Origin of the sequence: Fulvivirga ligni (genome assembly GCF_021389935.1) — a bacterium.
Classification (GTDB): domain Bacteria; phylum Bacteroidota; class Bacteroidia; order Cytophagales; family Cyclobacteriaceae; genus Fulvivirga; species Fulvivirga ligni.
On sequence record NZ_CP089979.1, the window covers coordinates 5,584,457 to 5,602,512 of the forward strand.

The 18,056-nt window shown below is 38.8% G+C and carries 13 protein-coding genes; 7 read left to right on the plus strand and 6 right to left on the minus strand.

Annotated elements, in window-relative coordinates; all coding sequences use genetic code 11:
- Nucleotides 1-429: 429 nt before the first annotated feature.
- Nucleotides 430-612: a hypothetical protein gene (locus LVD16_RS23680; RefSeq protein WP_233770777.1), complete on the minus strand. Its 183-nt coding sequence runs from the start codon at nucleotides 610-612 to the stop codon at nucleotides 430-432.
- A 330-nt stretch (nucleotides 613-942) separates the two neighbouring features.
- Here LVD16_RS23680 and LVD16_RS23685 point away from each other — a divergent pair, with 330 nt between their 5' ends.
- The 3 genes from LVD16_RS23685 to LVD16_RS23695 are packed head-to-tail and all read left to right on the plus strand — an operon-like array spanning nucleotide 943 to nucleotide 6,092.
- Nucleotides 943-1,791, plus strand: coding sequence for a DUF4007 family protein (locus tag LVD16_RS23685; protein WP_233770778.1), 849 nt, complete (start codon nucleotides 943-945; stop codon nucleotides 1,789-1,791).
- A complete protein-coding gene (locus LVD16_RS23690) occupies nucleotides 1,778-4,960 on the plus strand; it encodes a hypothetical protein (protein ID WP_233770779.1) in 3,183 nt (1,060 codons plus the stop codon). Before LVD16_RS23685 ends, LVD16_RS23690 begins: the two co-directional genes overlap by 14 nt.
- The gene (locus LVD16_RS23695; RefSeq protein WP_233770780.1) at nucleotides 4,953-6,092 is read left to right on the plus strand and encodes a phosphoadenosine phosphosulfate reductase family protein; all 1,140 of its coding nucleotides are present in this window, start codon (nucleotides 4,953-4,955) and stop codon (nucleotides 6,090-6,092) included. The genes LVD16_RS23690 and LVD16_RS23695 overlap by 8 nt, the downstream gene beginning before the upstream one ends.
- Here LVD16_RS23695 and LVD16_RS23700 read toward each other — a convergent pair.
- The 5 genes from LVD16_RS23700 to LVD16_RS23720 form a co-directional block, all read right to left on the minus strand.
- Nucleotides 6,089-7,369, minus strand: a complete 1,281-nt coding sequence (locus LVD16_RS23700) for a DNA sulfur modification protein DndB (RefSeq protein WP_306309367.1) — start codon at nucleotides 7,367-7,369, stop codon at nucleotides 6,089-6,091. The two genes, LVD16_RS23695 and LVD16_RS23700, sit on opposite strands and share 4 nt — an antisense overlap.
- The gene (locus LVD16_RS23705) at nucleotides 7,323-7,850 is read right to left on the minus strand and encodes a hypothetical protein (RefSeq protein WP_233770782.1); all 528 of its coding nucleotides are present in this window, start codon (nucleotides 7,848-7,850) and stop codon (nucleotides 7,323-7,325) included. The genes LVD16_RS23700 and LVD16_RS23705 overlap by 47 nt, the downstream gene beginning before the upstream one ends.
- A gap of 38 nt (nucleotides 7,851-7,888) precedes the next feature.
- The gene (locus LVD16_RS23710; RefSeq protein ID WP_233770783.1) at nucleotides 7,889-10,366 is read right to left on the minus strand and encodes a hypothetical protein; all 2,478 of its coding nucleotides are present in this window, start codon (nucleotides 10,364-10,366) and stop codon (nucleotides 7,889-7,891) included.
- A gap of 134 nt (nucleotides 10,367-10,500) precedes the next feature.
- A complete protein-coding gene (locus tag LVD16_RS23715; protein ID WP_233770784.1) occupies nucleotides 10,501-10,764 on the minus strand; it encodes a hypothetical protein in 264 nt (87 codons plus the stop codon).
- 76 nt (nucleotides 10,765-10,840) lie between these two features.
- On the minus strand, nucleotides 10,841-11,146 hold the full coding sequence (locus LVD16_RS23720; protein WP_233770785.1) for a helix-turn-helix domain-containing protein: 306 nt from the start codon (nucleotides 11,144-11,146) through the stop codon (nucleotides 10,841-10,843).
- Nucleotides 11,147-11,743: 597 nt separating this feature from the next.
- On the opposite strand from LVD16_RS23720, the gene LVD16_RS23725 reads away from it, so the two are divergent.
- From LVD16_RS23725 to LVD16_RS23740, 4 genes are read left to right on the plus strand one after another with little or no spacing between them, the layout of a single operon-like run.
- Nucleotides 11,744-12,118 carry a hypothetical protein gene (locus tag LVD16_RS23725; RefSeq protein WP_233770786.1) on the plus strand — a complete coding sequence of 125 codons (375 nt, stop codon included), beginning with the start codon at nucleotides 11,744-11,746 and terminating at the stop codon, nucleotides 12,116-12,118.
- A gap of 14 nt (nucleotides 12,119-12,132) precedes the next feature.
- Nucleotides 12,133-15,351, plus strand: a complete 3,219-nt coding sequence (locus LVD16_RS23730; protein ID WP_233770787.1) for a SusC/RagA family TonB-linked outer membrane protein — start codon at nucleotides 12,133-12,135, stop codon at nucleotides 15,349-15,351.
- Between the two features lie 10 nt (nucleotides 15,352-15,361).
- The gene (locus LVD16_RS23735; protein WP_233770788.1) at nucleotides 15,362-16,753 is read left to right on the plus strand and encodes a RagB/SusD family nutrient uptake outer membrane protein; all 1,392 of its coding nucleotides are present in this window, start codon (nucleotides 15,362-15,364) and stop codon (nucleotides 16,751-16,753) included.
- Nucleotides 16,743-18,017 (plus strand): TlpA family protein disulfide reductase, encoded by a 1,275-nt coding sequence (locus LVD16_RS23740; protein WP_233770789.1) that lies wholly within the window; start codon nucleotides 16,743-16,745, stop codon nucleotides 18,015-18,017. Before LVD16_RS23735 ends, LVD16_RS23740 begins: the two co-directional genes overlap by 11 nt.
- The last annotated feature ends 39 nt before the right edge of the window (nucleotides 18,018-18,056 follow it).

The window sequence follows — 18,056 nt, forward strand, 5'->3', positions numbered from 1 at the left end:
TCATTAGCAAGTCGATAGTTTAAATTATAAACCTGAAATTTAAAAACTGGCTTCTTACTCAACAATACCAAACGTTAGACATTTTTAACTTAGTATATGCACAACAGGTAACGACTCTCAATAACTATATAGAAAATTCATTCCAATACAGTGTCGACATGGCACGTGTTAGAAACAGAGGACCTGTAACTATAGAGATATTCGCACGTACAGGTCCATCGCATCAGTTAGAAAAGACAAATCGACTTTTATACCACGACTTGCAGAACCTAAAGGCCGAGCTAGAACCTCGAACTAGCCATCACTTAAATGCTTGAACCAGCTTGGGGTATGCAGCCGATAAATTGCTTCCGATCTTAACCTAGTCCGAATTTGATCATCTCGCTCAGCTTTTTCTTCCTTTTTGTTTTGAAGATCAACGTTATTTCTTCATTCCTTATAACCAAAAGATAGCCCTCCGATGAGCACTGAGGAGAGTATGAATATTCCAAAACTAGAATTTAGAAACACCCAAAACTTAGAATTCTTTTTTCCTTGCTCAAGTTCTTTACGAACTTCATTTCTGAAGATCTCTTCTGCTTTGATTCTTTCTTTATCTGATTGGTTTAACATTGATTTATAATTTTGCAGGCATCCGTATAAGGACTCGAATTAGCCTATTTCATTAATGTGAGACAATCTAATAAATTTAACAATAAAGATCATATAGAATGAATAGCAGTGATAAGTGAGAATGTTCTTAATAGGTTTGAACTCACTCTGTTCTTCAAACCTATTCATATATCATAAAATAAAACTATATTTTTTAATGAACTTACAACGACCTCCTGCTCTATACTTATAGAACCTAAAGCAATATCCAAATATAGATTTTAATAATTTAAACTGACATATCTAGAAAATAAGCTCAAAAATATTATTTTAACAGATACCTTTGTGCATATGGCAAATCTTACATTTTCCGGGCACGACACCTTTCATTGTAGGCATTTTTGGCTCAAAAAGGGATACGACTTAACGGCTCAAAACAAACCATTTAATGATGACGCAGTACTCAACTTAGGTGTCGGTAGAAATATGGTTACTGCTATCCGTTACTGGCTTCGTGCTTTTGATATTTTAAATGAAAGTGATGAGCTCAATGACTTAGCCAAGAAAATATTTGATGATAAAGGCTGGGACCCATTTTTAGAAGATGAAGGAACGCTTTGGTTACTTCATTATCAGCTGGCTAAGAAGCAACACGCGTCAATCTACAACATCATATTTTCTGAATTGAGAAAATTCCGACCAGAATTTACACTCAAACACTTTTTAGATTTTATTGATCGTGAAAAAGGAGAGTTTAATCAGAATACATTAAAGAAAGATTTTCAGGTTTTCCAAAGAACCTATTTGGCAACGAAGGATGAAAAAGACCTCGAGGAAAGTCTCTCTGGACTATTAACTGAACTAGGGCTTGTAAGAGAAATAAAAAGAGAAAAGAAATCATATCTGAATATTGAAAATAAGAAAAGACCTGAACTCCCTTATCAAATCGTGCTCTTTGCCATCCTAGACAATGAAGATTATGGCAACTCTATTAGTTTCAGGAGCTTTTACAATGAAAAAAATGGCATAGGAAACATCTTCGCGCTATCTGAAGATGGACTTTTTGAAAAAATCTCTCAAATCACAGAAAATTATAAAGACATAACCTTTGTCAATGAAGCAGGGGTAAGAGAATTGCAATTTAAAAGCAATAAACCAGCGGCTATAAAAATATTGGAGGATTACTATGCTAAAAACTAAATTTTCTCCATCTGTAAACATTATTCGGGATTCTGAGAAAAACCTGAAGTACACCCCTACTCCTAACGCTCAAAAAATTGCAAAACAGGTTTTTAGTGATTTTGAACATGGAATTCACTCGTTCACATTAATTGGCTCTTATGGTACGGGAAAATCATCATTTTTATGGGCTCTCGAACAAACACTCAAAAAAAATCATGACTTTTTCAAAATAGGAACAGTATATAATCAATTCCAATTCTTGCATTGGGTAGGAGAATACCAATCATTGATTAATTACTCAGCGGACCAATTACATATTGAAAATGATTTGGCTGGAAATCAAAGAATTTTTGATGCGCTGTACCAACAATATGACAAGCTGGGTAAACATGGAATGCTCATCATTCAGATTGACGAGTTTGGTAAGTTCCTGGAGTATGCAGCCGAGCACAATCCTGATCAGGAGCTATATTTTATTCAGCAATTGGCTGAATTCGTAAATGACCCTGATAGAAACATAATTTTACTTACCACACTCCACCAAAATTTTGAATCTTATGGTTACATACTTGATGAATCTCAAAGACTCGAATGGAGAAAAGTAAAAGGCCGATTTAAAGAATTAACTTTTAATGAACCCGTTGAGCAATTAATTTATTTGGCAGCGGAACAATTTGATGGAGAAAGTGGAAATGAAAAGCTTTCCAAACAATTGGTGGAATTGATTAAGAAAAACCACCTTTTTTCTATCAATATTGAATTCATAAGTAAAGTAGCTAATAAATTATATCCATTAGACCCAATAAGTGCGATTGTCTTGACAAAAGCCTTGCAACACTACGGGCAAAACGAAAGATCATTATTTACATTTCTCCAGACATTCGAACATTCAGAGGAAAGCTATTTCCATCTCGCAGAGCTTTGCCAGTATTTACATCACAATTTCTATTGGTTTATTAATTCAAAATATAACCCAGACTTTAAGCAATGGTCAGAAATTAGGTCATCTATAGAAAGAGCGGAAGCACTATTCCCCAATAGATCAATAGAAGCAACAGCAATACTTCAAACAATTGGCTTGTTGCAAATATTCACAAGTGAGGCAGCTAACATCAATGAGGAATTGCTCAACACTTATGGAAACTCAGTTTTAGGAATTGAAGACACTGATCAAATCCTTGAAAAACTGGAGCGCAATAAAGTGGTGCGTTATTCCAAACTAAAAGATTCCTATAAACTCTTTGAAGGAACAGATTTAGACATCGAAGAAGCGTTATTGAATGCTGAAAAAAATGTAGGAGAGCAAATTGACATTGCAGCTAAACTTCGTAATCATTTTGATTTTCCAATAATTACAGCAAAATCAATTTCTTATACAAAAGGAACGCCGAGACTGTTTGAATTTGTCATTAGTGAAGAACCTATTCATCAAAAACCAATTGAACAAATTGATGGATTTATCAATCTATTATTTAGTGAATCCCTTATTTCTAAAGACATTATTGGTGAGTCAAAGAAAGAGGAAGAAGCCATCTTGTATGGTCATTTCAAGAATTATGTAGGAATAAAAAGTACGCTACTTGATATTGAGCGAACAAAGAAAGTAATTGAAGAAAATACGGAGGATCGCGTTGCAAAAAAAGAACTTGAAAGCATCCTTCAAAGTCATGAACAACTATTAAGTCATTATGTAGTCAATGCTTTATATAGTGACAAAATAGATTGGTATTTCAAAGGGGAGAAAACAATTATCAAAAGCAAATCCAGCTTTAATAGATTACTTTCCAATATATGTAAAAAGGTATATCCCTTTTGCCCTGATTTCAATAATGAATTGGTTAATAAACACAAAATATCAACATCAATACATACTGCCAGGAAGAACTATTTTGCCCAATTGGTCAATCATTGGAATGTGCCGGATTTAGGATTTGCCCAAGATAAGTTCCCACCAGAGAAAACAATATACCAAAGTTTATTAAGAGAAACTCATTTGCATATAGCCAATGGAAATTCTGCGGAATTAGTCGCTCCACATCAAAAATCCAGTTTTTTCGAGGTTTGGAATGCCTGTGAGCACTTTTTGGATGAAGCAAAAGAAGGAAGGAAAAAACTTACCGACTTAGTAGACATACTCAGCAGCAGACCCTATAAACTGAAACAAGGTTTAATTGATTTTTGGGTGCCTACTTATCTCTTTATGAAAAGAGGTGATTATGCCCTTTATGGTGATAGTGGTTATATACCCAATATCAATGACTCACTTTTATATCTGATAACCAGGAACACAAAAGAATATCAGATAAAAGCATTTGAAATTAGTGGATTAAGACTAAAGCTTTTTAATAAATACCGTGACTTTCTTCAACTTAAAAATCATGAAAGATTAAGTAATGAAGGATTTATAGAAAGTATTAAGCCATTTTTAATTTTTTACAGAGGTCTACCCGAATATACCAAGCGTACCGAACGGCTTTCATCGGAAGCCATAAAATTCAGAGATGCTCTAGTTAGTGCAGAAGATCCCGAGGCAACATTCTTTGAGCATATCCCTAAAGCACTTAAAGTAGACATAAAAAAATTAACCGATTCTGACGATTATCTCTCTGAATATGCACTCTTACTTCAGGGAAAAGTAGAGGAACTTAAAAATGCATACAAGAACCTTTTAAACAGAATAGAAATATACCTGGCTAAGGATATTTTAGGGAATGATAACATAGATTTTGAAGTCTATAAAAGACAATTACAAGAACGGTTTAAGCATTTGAAAGAACATCAACTGATCCAAGATGAAGTTATATTCTTAAACCGGATTAATTCACCTTTAGAAGACAGAGACAGTTGGATTGCTTCAATTTCTCAGGCACTTTTGAAGAAGCAATTAGAATCAATTACCGATAAGGATGAATTGCTTTTAAAAGATAGATTGCAATTCATGATCCGGTCATTGGATAATCAAGTGAAACTTGAAAAGGAAGATAACAAGGAAAATGAAGAACTTTTAAAAGTTGATATTACAGCAAAAAGACAAGGATTAAAAGAGCATACGGTTAGAATACAACAGAAGAAACTAAAAGACAAGCAAACTACGATAAATACCATAAATGATTTATTAAATGAAGATAAATCTTCGAAAATTGCTATATTAACAAAACTATTGAAGGACGAACTGGACAATGAGTAAGACAAAGCATGTAATAGGGATTTCAGGAGGAAAAGATAGTGCAGCGTTGGCTATCTATTTACATGACAAATATCCAAATATCGATTTAACTTATTATTTCTGTGACACGGGGAAAGAACTAGATGATACATACCAGCTTATTGATAATCTTGAGCTTTATTTAGGGTCAAAAATATTAAAACTGGAGAATGAAGAGGTTACTAAAAGTCCGGACGACCCATTTGATCACTTTTTCAAAGCCTACAGGGGTTACATTCCTTCAGCACAAGCCAGATGGTGTACAAAAAAATTGAAATTAGAACCCTTTGAAAAGTTTGTAGGAGATGCCCCCACTATTTCCTACGTAGGCATTCGTGGAGATGAAGATCGTGAGGGATATATTTCAACCAAACCGAATATACAATCCATTTTTCCTTTCAGAAGAAATATTTGGAGCGAGGACATTATCAACAAAGTGCTTTATAACAAGAATATCCAAATGGTGGCTGATTTATATGGCAATCATGTAAATGGCCGAACCTTAGATAAGGTACTTGAAACCGTATATGAACCTTTCGATGTTCATCCTAAAGAAAAGACGATTACCCGAAGGAATCGGATGGCCAAACTTGAGAGAATATTGGACACGGGAGTTGTTCCTTTTAATAAAGTAGTATTTGATTTTCTTAAAACCACAGCATATCCTTTAGCTCAAGAAAGTGATTTTCTCCTATTGGAAAATGAAGACATCTTAATTCGGGATGATATATTTAAAATACTAGAAGATAGTGGTGTTGGTGTGCCTGGCTACTACCAAAAGAAAGAGTACGTAGTCAATGAAGAAAAAGGTGAATATGCCCGTAGTCGATCTGGTTGTTTCTTCTGTTTCTTCCAACAAAAGATCGAGTGGGTTTGGCTCTATGAGCAACATCCTGATTTGTTTGAAAAAGCCAAAAAATACGAAAACGAAGACGAAGGCTTTACGTGGAACCAATATGAAACTTTGGAAGACCTCATAAAGCCTAGACGTATGGAACAAATTAAAGAAGAACACCTCAACCGCACCAAAAAAGAAAAATCAAAAGATTCTAAATTTTTAATTGACATCCTTGACGATACTGAAAGTGAAGGATGTGCGGCTTGTTTTATTTAGTTTATAATAGGTCTAATATGATTATGATATTCTTCATTGTTTAATTCATATATCCTCTTCATTTCATCATGTATTTCTTCTTGATTGTAGAACTTACCTAACAAAAACATGAGGAGATTTTTTTTAAGCCTATCTTCTCCTGTTATCATTTTTTCATTCCAATATAGATATTTCCAAGTATTCCCAGACAAGGAAAAGTCCACCTGTCTCAGTTTGTCTATAAATGTCTGCCTCTCATTATCATCAAATCTAGAATAAGCATAGGCAATTAATTTTTGACCAACGGGTCTTAATAATAAGCTACCTCCACTTTCCGAGTCTCTCTCAATTGATTTATTGTCTATTCTTACATCCACTCCTCCATTTACGTACCTCACTATTTCTGGAAAAACCTGAAAAAAAACATCCCAAAACTCTGCGGCTTTTTCGTAAAATTGATTAAGTTCATTATCACTCGGACGCATAGTATAAAACATATTATCCTTTCTAAATAATATTTTATTTATTGCATTAATGGTAACAAGAGTTGTCAGGGAAGTATTATCGCTACTAGGTATGTTTCCACTTTTTGATGTTGACAAGGCTCTTTGTTTTGATAAAATTGTGTGATCAGAAACAAGTCTTCTTGTAACTATTGCAGCGGCATCATCTTCATCTAAAATAATTAGCTCTGCACCTTTAGGTTTTTCAGCATACTTATTTAATACGGTAAAAAGTCTTCTTGTTCTTTCCAGATTATCGTGTTTGTGAATAACGAATATTAGAGGTATTTCAAGATCACCTAAACCTGGATCATTTTCTAATGATTTCCTTATTCCTAATAACCTATGCTGTCCATCAAGAGCAAAAATTTGCTCGGTACCTGTTAAGGATAAAACACCAAATTTGCTGCTAAGAAAGTCAACGGAAGAATCATCAATATCTGAACCTTCAACTTGAAAATTTCTTCCAATACTAATTTCCGTCCATTTAGGATTACCACGATGAATAGCAACTACTATACAACCTAGGAATCTCTCGTCCTTATCAGTAATATAACTAGTTATTGCCCTTATCCTAGTTTTTTTTATTTCTCTTTGTAGTATTTCATTTATGTTAGTTGTATAAAGTTCCTCAGATTCAGAAACTGTTATAATTCTGTGATTATCGACAATATCTGAAGCTTTCATTACTGTAGAGTAATAGTCCCAAAGTCCCAAATTGCCTCTTGTACAAGCTAAATGTATCATTCTAATATAGTCGTCTTGTTTGTCTAGCCTCTCCGTGTAATTCCTCATTCAAAGGAGGTACAATATTGTTAAATATATTTTTCTCTATGTCTACAATATCTTGATCAGATCTTTCAGATAACTCAAAATAATAAACATAGGTATGATGTGGCCAAAGGTTAGTTAATCTCATTATATTTTTTGCTATTGCTTTGTTTCCAATGGACTTAACGTATTTAAGAAACCTCCTAAAAAAGTTAAAGTTAGTAGTACCTGCCTGTACTCTACCAACGTATAATAAATGCTTTGAAATCATTACATCAGATAACGGGTAGTTAGGCTCAAGGCAGAACATATAGATCCCCTTTCCCGTGTGAATGTTATCAGGCATTACTTCTCTTATATTTTCATCAAATTTTAATCTGATTGGATCCCCAAGTCCGTGATCTAATATCTGGTTCCACCAATTCGGGTTATGATGTACTAACATTGTGTAAGGGTTTCCAAATGGATAGGATTCAATAACTTCTGCAAACGTCAAATATGCCATGTATTAAACAGTATTATAAATTATAAGATAAATCAAAATTAATCTACTACCCCCATCATCATCTCCTCCATTCCACCAAAATTTAACAAGAATGTGGAGTAGTAATGATCAAAGACATCCCTAAGATACTCACCGATATCTATTACTTCCTTAGAATTCATTCCATCAACTGGTTTACTTATCTCAAATCCCCGTTTTTTTGTAATTGCATACAAAAATAAAGTATGAAAATATACTGCTGATTTGTACTTGTTTTCCGAATAAGTGAACTGATGCTCGTTAGGATTTTTATACTTGGATAAAAAAGATTTAAATACGTTACTTTCCATATTGATAAAAACCTTTTCAAGCTCCGACTCCCCCTTAGCCTGTGGATACATTACTGTGTAATAATTGAAGTCATCGCTTATAAAATCGGCTACTTCTTCCCATGATAAAGAACCATCTCTCTTATTTTCGTAAACTGTAATTAGTTCTGGGATCCCTAAATCCTCATTATCTATTTGTTTTTTCTTTAACGGTTGTTTTGGCTTTTCTGGTTCAGTGATTTTTGCCCAGAATATTTCCTCAAAGTCTTTACCTGGACCTGTCAGTGTAACTTTTAACGGTATGTTATCACCAACATTAACCATTCTATTAGGTGTCAAGCTAATTCGAATTTTACCATCTTTTGGACTCGAAGTTACTATATTGAAAACCTCCTCTACTTCATTCGGCTCGGGTTTGGGGTTAGGAGGTCCATCTTTCTTGCTTCCCTGTTGAGCTAATGCAATCTTAAGTTCCCCAGGTTCATCCACGCGATCAAAATAGTTGTTTTCAACATCAGTATCAAACAAGATTCTCTTTTCAGATCCCCTAGGGATATTAACCGCTTTTATACCACCCTTCTCTGGAAGTTTGAGTTTAAAGTTTGTGGGAAACCTATTAGGATTAAATGATTCTTTTTCCTTTTTATCTTTTTTGTCTCCCGTTTTATGTTTTGGTTTATTATTATCTTTTATTTTATCAAGTTTAAGAGTATCACTTATCAGTTTTCTCAATTCATCATTTAACGGCAAATCTTTAGTTATCGATCTTAATAATTCTTTTGTATCAGTCTGATCTAACGAACCTATTTGTTTTCTCCTTTTAAATATTTCCTTTAGTCTTTCATTGGCTTTCAATTTTTTAGACAAAAATTCTCTAAGTGATCTGGTCTCTTCCCCATCCTTCAGTCGATCCCGAGAGGCCATAAATAATTTGTTTCGAAAATCAATATCCATGTTAGTGCAATCTACATGAATAATTAAATGGTGCCTCAGCATATTCATTTGAAGAGACCTGACTATAAATTCAGAAGTGTAATGCCCGTGAACCTGACCATTAACAGAAAACAACACAGACATGTTATTTTTAAAAAACTCTCTTCTTATCGTATCTTTTGTTTCCTTAGCGGACTTATCGTCAATTTTGTTTTTAAATATATAACAAGTGACTTTGGCTACTCCCTTGTCTCCAAACAACTCATCAGAATATGTCTCTGAAAAATAATCTTCAATATATTTACTATCATCTTGCTCCAGCCTTCTTTTTAACCCATATAAAGGTCTCTCCAAGTTTCTATCGTCTGGATAACGTTCCTTTGTATCAACGGTTAAAATAGGAAGAGCTGGTTGAAATAAATATTCATTAATACTTTGATTAAGATCTCTAGATATTACTGAGCGACTTCCAGATGGCAAATCATAAGAGTATAACTTGATAACCGTTCCCGTTTCAAACCACCTATTATGCAACCCCAAATCTAACTTTTCAATTTCAAATGACGGTATCACTCCATTTATTTGAAAATACTCATACCATGTATTTTTTTTGGTTATTTTTTCTTCTTTGGTCAAGGGATGTTCTCTTATAAGCGTGAAACCAAACTCTCCTGTTTTATCAAATTTCCTAGACCCGATCAATTGATAACCTTTTTTACCACAAAAGACTATAGCTCCACTGCCTCCCATATTATACTTACCTTGAACAAAATGTATCTCATTCTTATTTCCCTTGAGCAAAGACAGAAATGTATCTTTGAAATCCTTAGGATGCTGCCCTTCTCCATCATCATATATAATCAATGAAGATTTTTTGCGTGGTCCATCGGCTATAATTTGCAGAGATTCTGACTGCGCTTTTCTAAAAGAGGATAAATCCCAATGGCTCGCATCTGGAAAAAATTGATCTAAGGCTTCCTCCATTGATCTTGGAGCCTCTTCATCTTTTGGGTTTATATCCGCTTCCAAACATTTTTTAGTCAGAATTGCATCAATTGAGTTAGTAAGCTTTTCAATAAGAGCTGCAATGGGGTTTGACTGTTGATTTTCTATAACTCCATAATTACTGGGGTTGTTACCCAAAGGATGCCAGTTTTCGTTTTTGAAGGCTTCGGGATGCTTGTCAATGACCTGCTGTAATTCATCTTCTGTCCCAGACGAGTAAATGGCTTGAAAGAGTTTTCTGAGGCTTACTTCCTGATTAAAGATATCCATAGACATTAGAGTTTCTCTAAAATACAACAATCATTCAATAATTAATCATAATTACAGACTTAGTTATTCGTATGACCACGGAGAATATTCATAAGCCTTGTCACCAACACCATCAAAAATATCAAGACCTTTTCTTAATTTGAAAATTTAAATAAGCCTCTAATTACTGATTTTTCTGCATTGCTCAATGCAGTTTGTTTCCACTCTTCATATTTTATGAAAAAAGAATATTCATCGTATTGTTGAAACAAATTGGATTGTTGAAGTAAAATAGGAGCATTAATTTTAATTGACCTTTCTATTGCTTTTAGTGCATTAATCCTTCGTTCCGGTTGACTTAAATCCTTCCTTAAATGATCCTTAATATATAAATCTTTCGCCTCACTATATGTTTTCATCAATCTGTATAATCTTAGTGATGTCGTATTTATGGGAGTTTATTCATTGTCACGCTAGAATACTAACCTAATCCCATCAGAAATCAAATTTATAGTCAATAAGCTCTTTAGGATGGACACCCAAGCCACGCGCTAATTCGAAAAGTGTAGTTAAACTTAAATTGCTATCTGGATTACTCTCAAGTCGACTTATTTTCGAATGAGTCACATCACATATATAAGACAAACCTCTTTGGCTTAATTGTCTTTCTTCTCTTAAACGAATTAAATTTTCTCTAAACTGCTCTAGCCTTTTCTTATCCCTTTCTTTCATTCTTGCGCCCATAAAGGCAAGCTGAAAGAAAATATTATAAAAAATGTTATCAGAACTAGTAACATTCAATGAATTTAAGTAGATTGGTCAAAGTAAAATAAACACTCTTTGTAATTAAAAAGTGTTAGATATTATATTTGTGAATCCTTCTTAAAGAATTCGAAGCATTCGCACTTAAATGTCTCGTCTTAGAAAACTGGTAACTTTCAATTGGACATGGGGCAATAAGTGAGGTGCTCACGCCATTGGCGTGGGCCTACTTATTCGTGTCCAGGTATACCAGTGCCTCTAAGACGATAGGTCAGGTTCCACGCCATCTTTTTCTATTCTCAAAAGGCTAAACTTCCTGACTTATTGCAGAGACAGTAACATTTATAAATACTGTTGCTTATGGTTTTGTCGTACTACATTTGGATACACCGCCACCGTCCGCCTTCATGAGCTAAGCTCTGGGAAGAGTTTCCTTTGTTTTGTTTAAGGTAGCCGGGAGGCTGGTCTTTTGGTCATGCTTCCCGGCATGTGCTCTTCTACCCTACTTTTTCATATCCATTTCTTACTAAACCTTATCGCATGAAAAACATATACTTATGCGGCCTGGCGGAGCTTTGTCTAAAATCTAGCCCCTTTCACTACTTACGGAGCTTACTATGGCGGCGCATCACGGCGTTGTTTTATCGGCCTCAAACTGAGCTACCTCCTATGTCTATTTACCAGCTGGTTCGTACCTCAGAAACTGATAAAATGGGTTCGCTGGGTGGCAAGCCTCATAACTCGTGGGGTCCCTATATTTTGTTGTTACGCAATGTGCCCATCAGCACCCTGATAGACTACCTCAACCAGCACTACTACCCTGATCGCATCCACATAGAAGATGCTACCGGCTTTACCGAGCCTGTAGATATCATCCTCCACACCCGGCTGGAAACCATGGCCCATGCCCGCAAAGCACTACAGGTCTATGACCTGGATCTGGTGCCGCAACCTGCCACTAAGGAGGATGACTCTATGCTACATGATCATCAAAAACCATGTCTCACATAAACCAAAAATCACTTATGAAAACATTTTTACCCCTAATTATACTCATATGGTGTAGTCATTGGCTATACGCCCAATCACCGTCATCCATTACCTTTGCAGGTAGAGTAATCGCAGCCGCAGACAGCCTCCCTTTACCTGGGGCGTCGGTCACAATAAAAGGAAGCATCCGCGGTACTATCACCGACAGTGAAGGTACTTTTACCCTATCGGTACCCGTCGGCAGTACCGTGGTGTTTTCCTACATCGGCTACCAAAGTCGTGAACACCTGATTAGCAACCCCACTTCCAATTTTACCATAGCCCTGACAGAAGATTATATGACCCTGGGTGAAGTAGAGATCTACTCAACCGGCTATGAAGAAATACCGGTAGAGCTGGCCACCGGCTCCTATGAGCAAATCAACCAGCAGCTGCTGAACCGCGGGGTGGGCACTGATGTGGTAAGCAGGCTAGAAGGCATAACCAGCGGCCTTTTGTTCGATCGCAGGCTTGTAGGTGCAGGCAGCGCCTATGGCAATGATTATCGTAACCTCCGCATCCGTGGTGTCAGCAGCATCAGTAGTGAAACCCAGCCACTAATAGTGGTAGATAACTTCCCCTATGAAGGAGACATCAACAGCATCAATCCTAATGATATAGAAAGCATCACTGTGCTGAAAGATGCGGCCGCGGCCTCCATCTGGGGTGCCCAGGCTGCTAACGGCGTCATAGTGATTACCACCAACAAAGGTGGTTATGAACAACCACTACAAGTGCAATTTAGCGCCCAGGCCAGGATGTCTCCTGCCCCTGATCTGTACGCCAACCCAAATTACTTGCCTTCAGAGGCTTTTATCTCTGTAGAGCAAAGCCTTTTCGATCAGGGCTATTATGATAGTGATGCCGCCAGCAGCTACCAGCCGTTATTGTCGCCGGCGGTAGAAATTAGGCTGGCCCAGCGAGAAGGATCAATATCAAGTCAGGAAGCGGAGGGGCAACTCAACCAGCTTCGCCAACAGGATGTAAGACAAGATATGAAAGAACTGTTCTACCAGAATAGTCTCTCACAACAATATGCCATCAACTTGCAAGGCGGTCATGCCAAGGCCAGCTATTATCTATCCGGTGGCTATGATGCGGTACAAGCCAACACTATCGGCAATGATATGGAGCGCTTTACCTTGACGGCGCGTAATACTTTCCGCCCTATCAAGCCATTGCAAATTCAAACCGGCATCTATCTTTCCAGGCAATCACAAGAAAACAACGCCATGCCCTGGGGCACTTACGCTTCTCGCTACCCCTATAACCAGCTCATTAATGCGGCAGGAGAACCGTTGCCAGTAGGTAAGGATTATCGGCTACCATATGTAGCCAGCGCAGAAGATAGCAGCCTGCTGAACTGGCAGTATTATCCGGTAGAAGAACAGCGGCTGATGGACAACAGCTCACACCAGCTACAGCAGCGCCTTAATCTGTCCGTACAATATGAGTTTCTGCCAGAAACACGTCTCACCCTCTCCTACCAATACCAACAGCAGCAAGGTGGTGATACCAGAGAACTGATCAGCGAGGATAGCTATTACGTGCGCAACCTCATCAACCGGTTTACTGATGAAAGCGGTAGCCATTTTCCTGCCGGAGACATTTTACAGCTGAGCCACCAGCAGTTACAATCTCAAGTAGGTAGATTACAGATGAACACCCACCGTGGTTTTGGAGATGGCCATGAGATCACCGCCCTGGCGGGAGCCGAGGTGCGTGAGGTACACGGTCAGGGCAGCAGCTATGAGTATTTGGGCTATGATGATGATGTACTCACCACCACCAGCAATATCGACTACCTCACTTACTTCAATACCTTGCCAGCTGGCAGGGCCAGAATATCGCCTCCCAGTACTTCCCTTTCTGATGAAACTGACCGCTATATCTCTTACTATGGTAACGCTGCCTATACTTTGCGTCAGCGCTACACGGTATCTGGCAGTGCACGGTGGGATGCTTCTAACTTGTTTGGTGTGAAGACCAATCAAAAAGGGGTGCCGTTATGGTCTGCTGGCCTGGCCTGGACCATGAGCAAGGAAAACTTTTATCAATTGCCCTGGCTCTCTTACCTCAGGCTGAGAGCCACCTACGGTTACAACGGCAATATCAACAAACAGGCGACGGCCTTCGTCACCTCACAATACCTTTCGCCTTACCTGACCAACTTTCAGGTGGCAGAAGTGCAGAGCCCCGGCAATCCGCAGCTGCGCTGGGAGAAAGTGGGTGTAGTCAATGTTGGTTTGGATTTTAAAGCTTTTGAAAATCGCCTTTCTGGTGGTTTTGAATATTATCACAAGAAAGGAGAAGATCTATTGGGCCGTCAGGCGCTGGACCCTACCACAGGCTTTTCATTGCAGCAAGATGCCGGCTACCTGGCCAACTACGCTAACACCGGTACCAATGGTTGGGATCTCAACCTGAATAGCTTAAATATCAATAGGCAGATCAGCTGGCAAACCAACATTATTTTAAGCCACGCGGTAACACGCTTAACCTCTTTTGATGATGAAGCCAATAATGCGTCTATCTATGCCTATTTTAACAACAGCACTTTAAAGCTCAAAGAGGACAGCAACATAGATGCGCTCTATGCTTTACCCTGGCATGGTCTTGATCCCAACACCGGCGCCCCCATCGTAATGGTTGATGGTCAGGAAAGCACTGATTATGCCACCTACTTTCAAGACCTCACTTTTGAAGACCTTAAAGAAGTAGGACTCACCGTACCCTCCTACTTTGGGGCGGTTCGCAATACTTTGCGCTGGAAGAATCTGAGCCTGAGTGCTAACATTACTTTCAAACTGAATTATGTATTCAGACGGAACAGCATAGATTACCAAAGTTTGTTCAGCCAAAGTCAAGGCCACATCGACTATCTGGAGCGCTGGCAGCAACCTGGTGATGAGCAACATACCAATGTGCCTTCTATGCCTTCAGTAGCTGAAAGCTCCAGCTACCGTGACTACGCCTATCTCTACTCTGAAAAACTGGTAGAAAAAGGAGATCATATACGCCTGCAAGATATCCGAGCAGCCTACACCTTTCAGTCGGGAAACAAGTCATGGTTTAAAAGTCTGGAATGTTACCTCTATGCCAGTAACCTCGGCTTTATCTGGCGGGCAAATAATCTTGGATTAGACCCAGACTATCCGTCGGCACAGATATTACCTACCCCGGTATATGCTATTGGCACCTCTATCACATTTTAAAACTATCGATATGAAAACTTTATCCTATATATTTTTACTCGCCATAACGATTATGGTATGCGCCTGCGATCAGGAAGAATGGCTAGACATACGCAGTAACAAAAAGCAGGTGGTGCCCACCACCTTGCAGGATCACCAGGCCCTGCTAGACCATGTAAAAAAGATGAATGCCGTTTTCCCATCATTAGGGGAAGTGGGTACTGATGACTATTATGTAAGTCAGGAAGATTGGGAGGCCATGACCAGTGGCGTGGCCTTAATCCAGCATCAAGCATATGTATGGGCGGAGCAGGTATTTCAACCGGAAGATCAGGTGCCCAGCTGGAACTATCCCTACACCACCATATACTATGCTAATGTGGTGTTAGATGGCATGAAGGATTTCTCACCCACCGCAGCAGAGACTGAGACTTATCATCAGGTGGTGGGCTCGGCTTATTTCTACCGGGCCTGGACCTTCTACCAGCTGGCACAGATCTTTTGTCCACCCTATGAAGCCGCCACGGCTGCTGAAAAGCCCGGCCTGCCCCTACGTCTGGAAGCAGACATCAACATCCCTTCTAAAAGAGCCAGCCTACAGCGTACTTATGATCAAATTTTAGAAGACCTTAACGCTGCACTACCGCTGTTACCTGATACTCCCTTGGAGGCCACCCGCCCTTCCAAAGCATCAGTATATGCCCTGATCGCTAAACTGTTTTTGCAGACTGGTGAGTATGACTTAGCGCTGACAGCAGCCGATAATAGCCTACAGCTTTTCTCTACGTTAATGGATTATAATACCATAGATGCCAGTGCGGCCTATCCTTTTCAACCACTCAATCCTGAAACGCTATTTTATAACAGGATGAGCTATGTCTCTACCGGCACCTTATCGAGCAGGCGTCTGAAAATAGCACCCGACCTGATCAACAGCTATGAGGAGCATGACTTACGGAAAACTCTGTTCTACAAACAGTCAGGTGATGAATATCAATATCGAGGCTCCTATGATGGTGGCAATTTTTTCGCTATGTATTTCTTCAGTGGTATGGCGGCTGATGAATTGTACCTGATCCGCAGTGAGTGCCATGCCCGTGCGGGCCATAGCAGCCAGGCACTGGATGACCTTAATACGTTATTGAGCGCTCGTTATGAAACCGGCCACTTCGAGCCAGTGGCTATCACTGACGAAGACGAGTTGCTGAACAGAATCCTTCTGGAAAGGCGCAAGGAGTTGGTGTTTCGAGGTATTCGATGGGCAGATCTGAGGCGTTATCAGGCTATTGACCAGCAGGACATCTCTATCACCCGCCAAATCGGTGATCAAGAATACCAATTGCCTTCTGGTGATCCACGCTGGACACTGCCTCTTCCCTACAATGTCATTTCACTAACTAATATGGAACAGAATGAAAGGTAGGTATTTAATGATAGCGTCGGTATGCTTCATCATATGCTTTATACCATGGGAGGGATCTCCTGCTTATGGTCAGGAAATGCATATTGGTGATGTCATGCCGGAGATCAAGCTAAACCGATATATGAGTTCAGGAGAGCCCATCGAGATCAAGTCCTTCAAAGATAAATGGATCATCATTGATTTTTGGAGCGCGTTGTGCAGTGGCTGCATGAATTCATTAGCACAAATGGATGTCTTACAAAAGGCTTACCCTGAGCAACTACAGGTAATATTGGTAAATAACAAAGACCGCCCTGACCTCACCAGACAGGTATTTGAAAAGAAAGGTTGGGAGCTACCGTCACTACTTAGCACCACCCAGCCACTGCTTGATGATATGTTTCCGCACCACACTTACCCTCATCAGGTTTGGATTAATCCTGAAGGCATCATCCAAGCCATCACTCATGAGACTTATGCTTTGCCTCAGGTGGTGAAAGAAGTGTTGGGTGGTCAACCGCTAGCCATGAAGCTAAAGCAAGATGTTGCCGGTGATATTCAGAAACCTTTGCTCTCTATGCAAGACGGTAGATTGCCCTATTACTATTCTGCTATTACACCGTATATGGATAAAGTCAGCTCTGGGATATTGAACGATCGTGGTAATTTGGTATACAGTAACCAGAGTGCACTACACCTTCTGCAGGCTGCCTATGGCCTATCATCTTATACCGCCATGCTTCACACCCGCCTGGAAGTATCTGACAACAAACGCTCTCAACTGGTAGCACCTCCACAAGGCAGTACGATGGATAGCATCAATGCTTTCTTTCAATGGTTTAGGGATAATACCTATTGCTATAATCTCTATATGCCTGAAAACGATCTGAAAGATTCAAAGGAAATAATGAAAAGAGATATGAATCTGTTTTTTGAGCAGCATTTAGATTTAGCAATAAGCTGGGAAACAAGGCCTACAACATGTTTGGTTTTAAAGAAAACCAATGAACCAGTAACACCTGCTGATCTGAAAGGTCTCAACGCTCTTAAGCTTGAGAACAAACCTATCAGAAAAATCGTGACCTTTTTACAAGTTCACCTCAAGGATAGTGGTTATCTGATCATTGATGAAACGGGAATGATGGACAATGTCTCGCTATCTTTCTCTGGTGATCTGAATGATCTTGACAACATCCAGAAAGAATTGCAGGCTCAAGGATTTAACTTGGAGAAAGCCACGCGGAATCTACCCATGCTGGTAGTGACTGAGAAGCTCAATCATTAAAAAAGTCACGCTGAATTGTCCATGGTATATTCAGCGTGA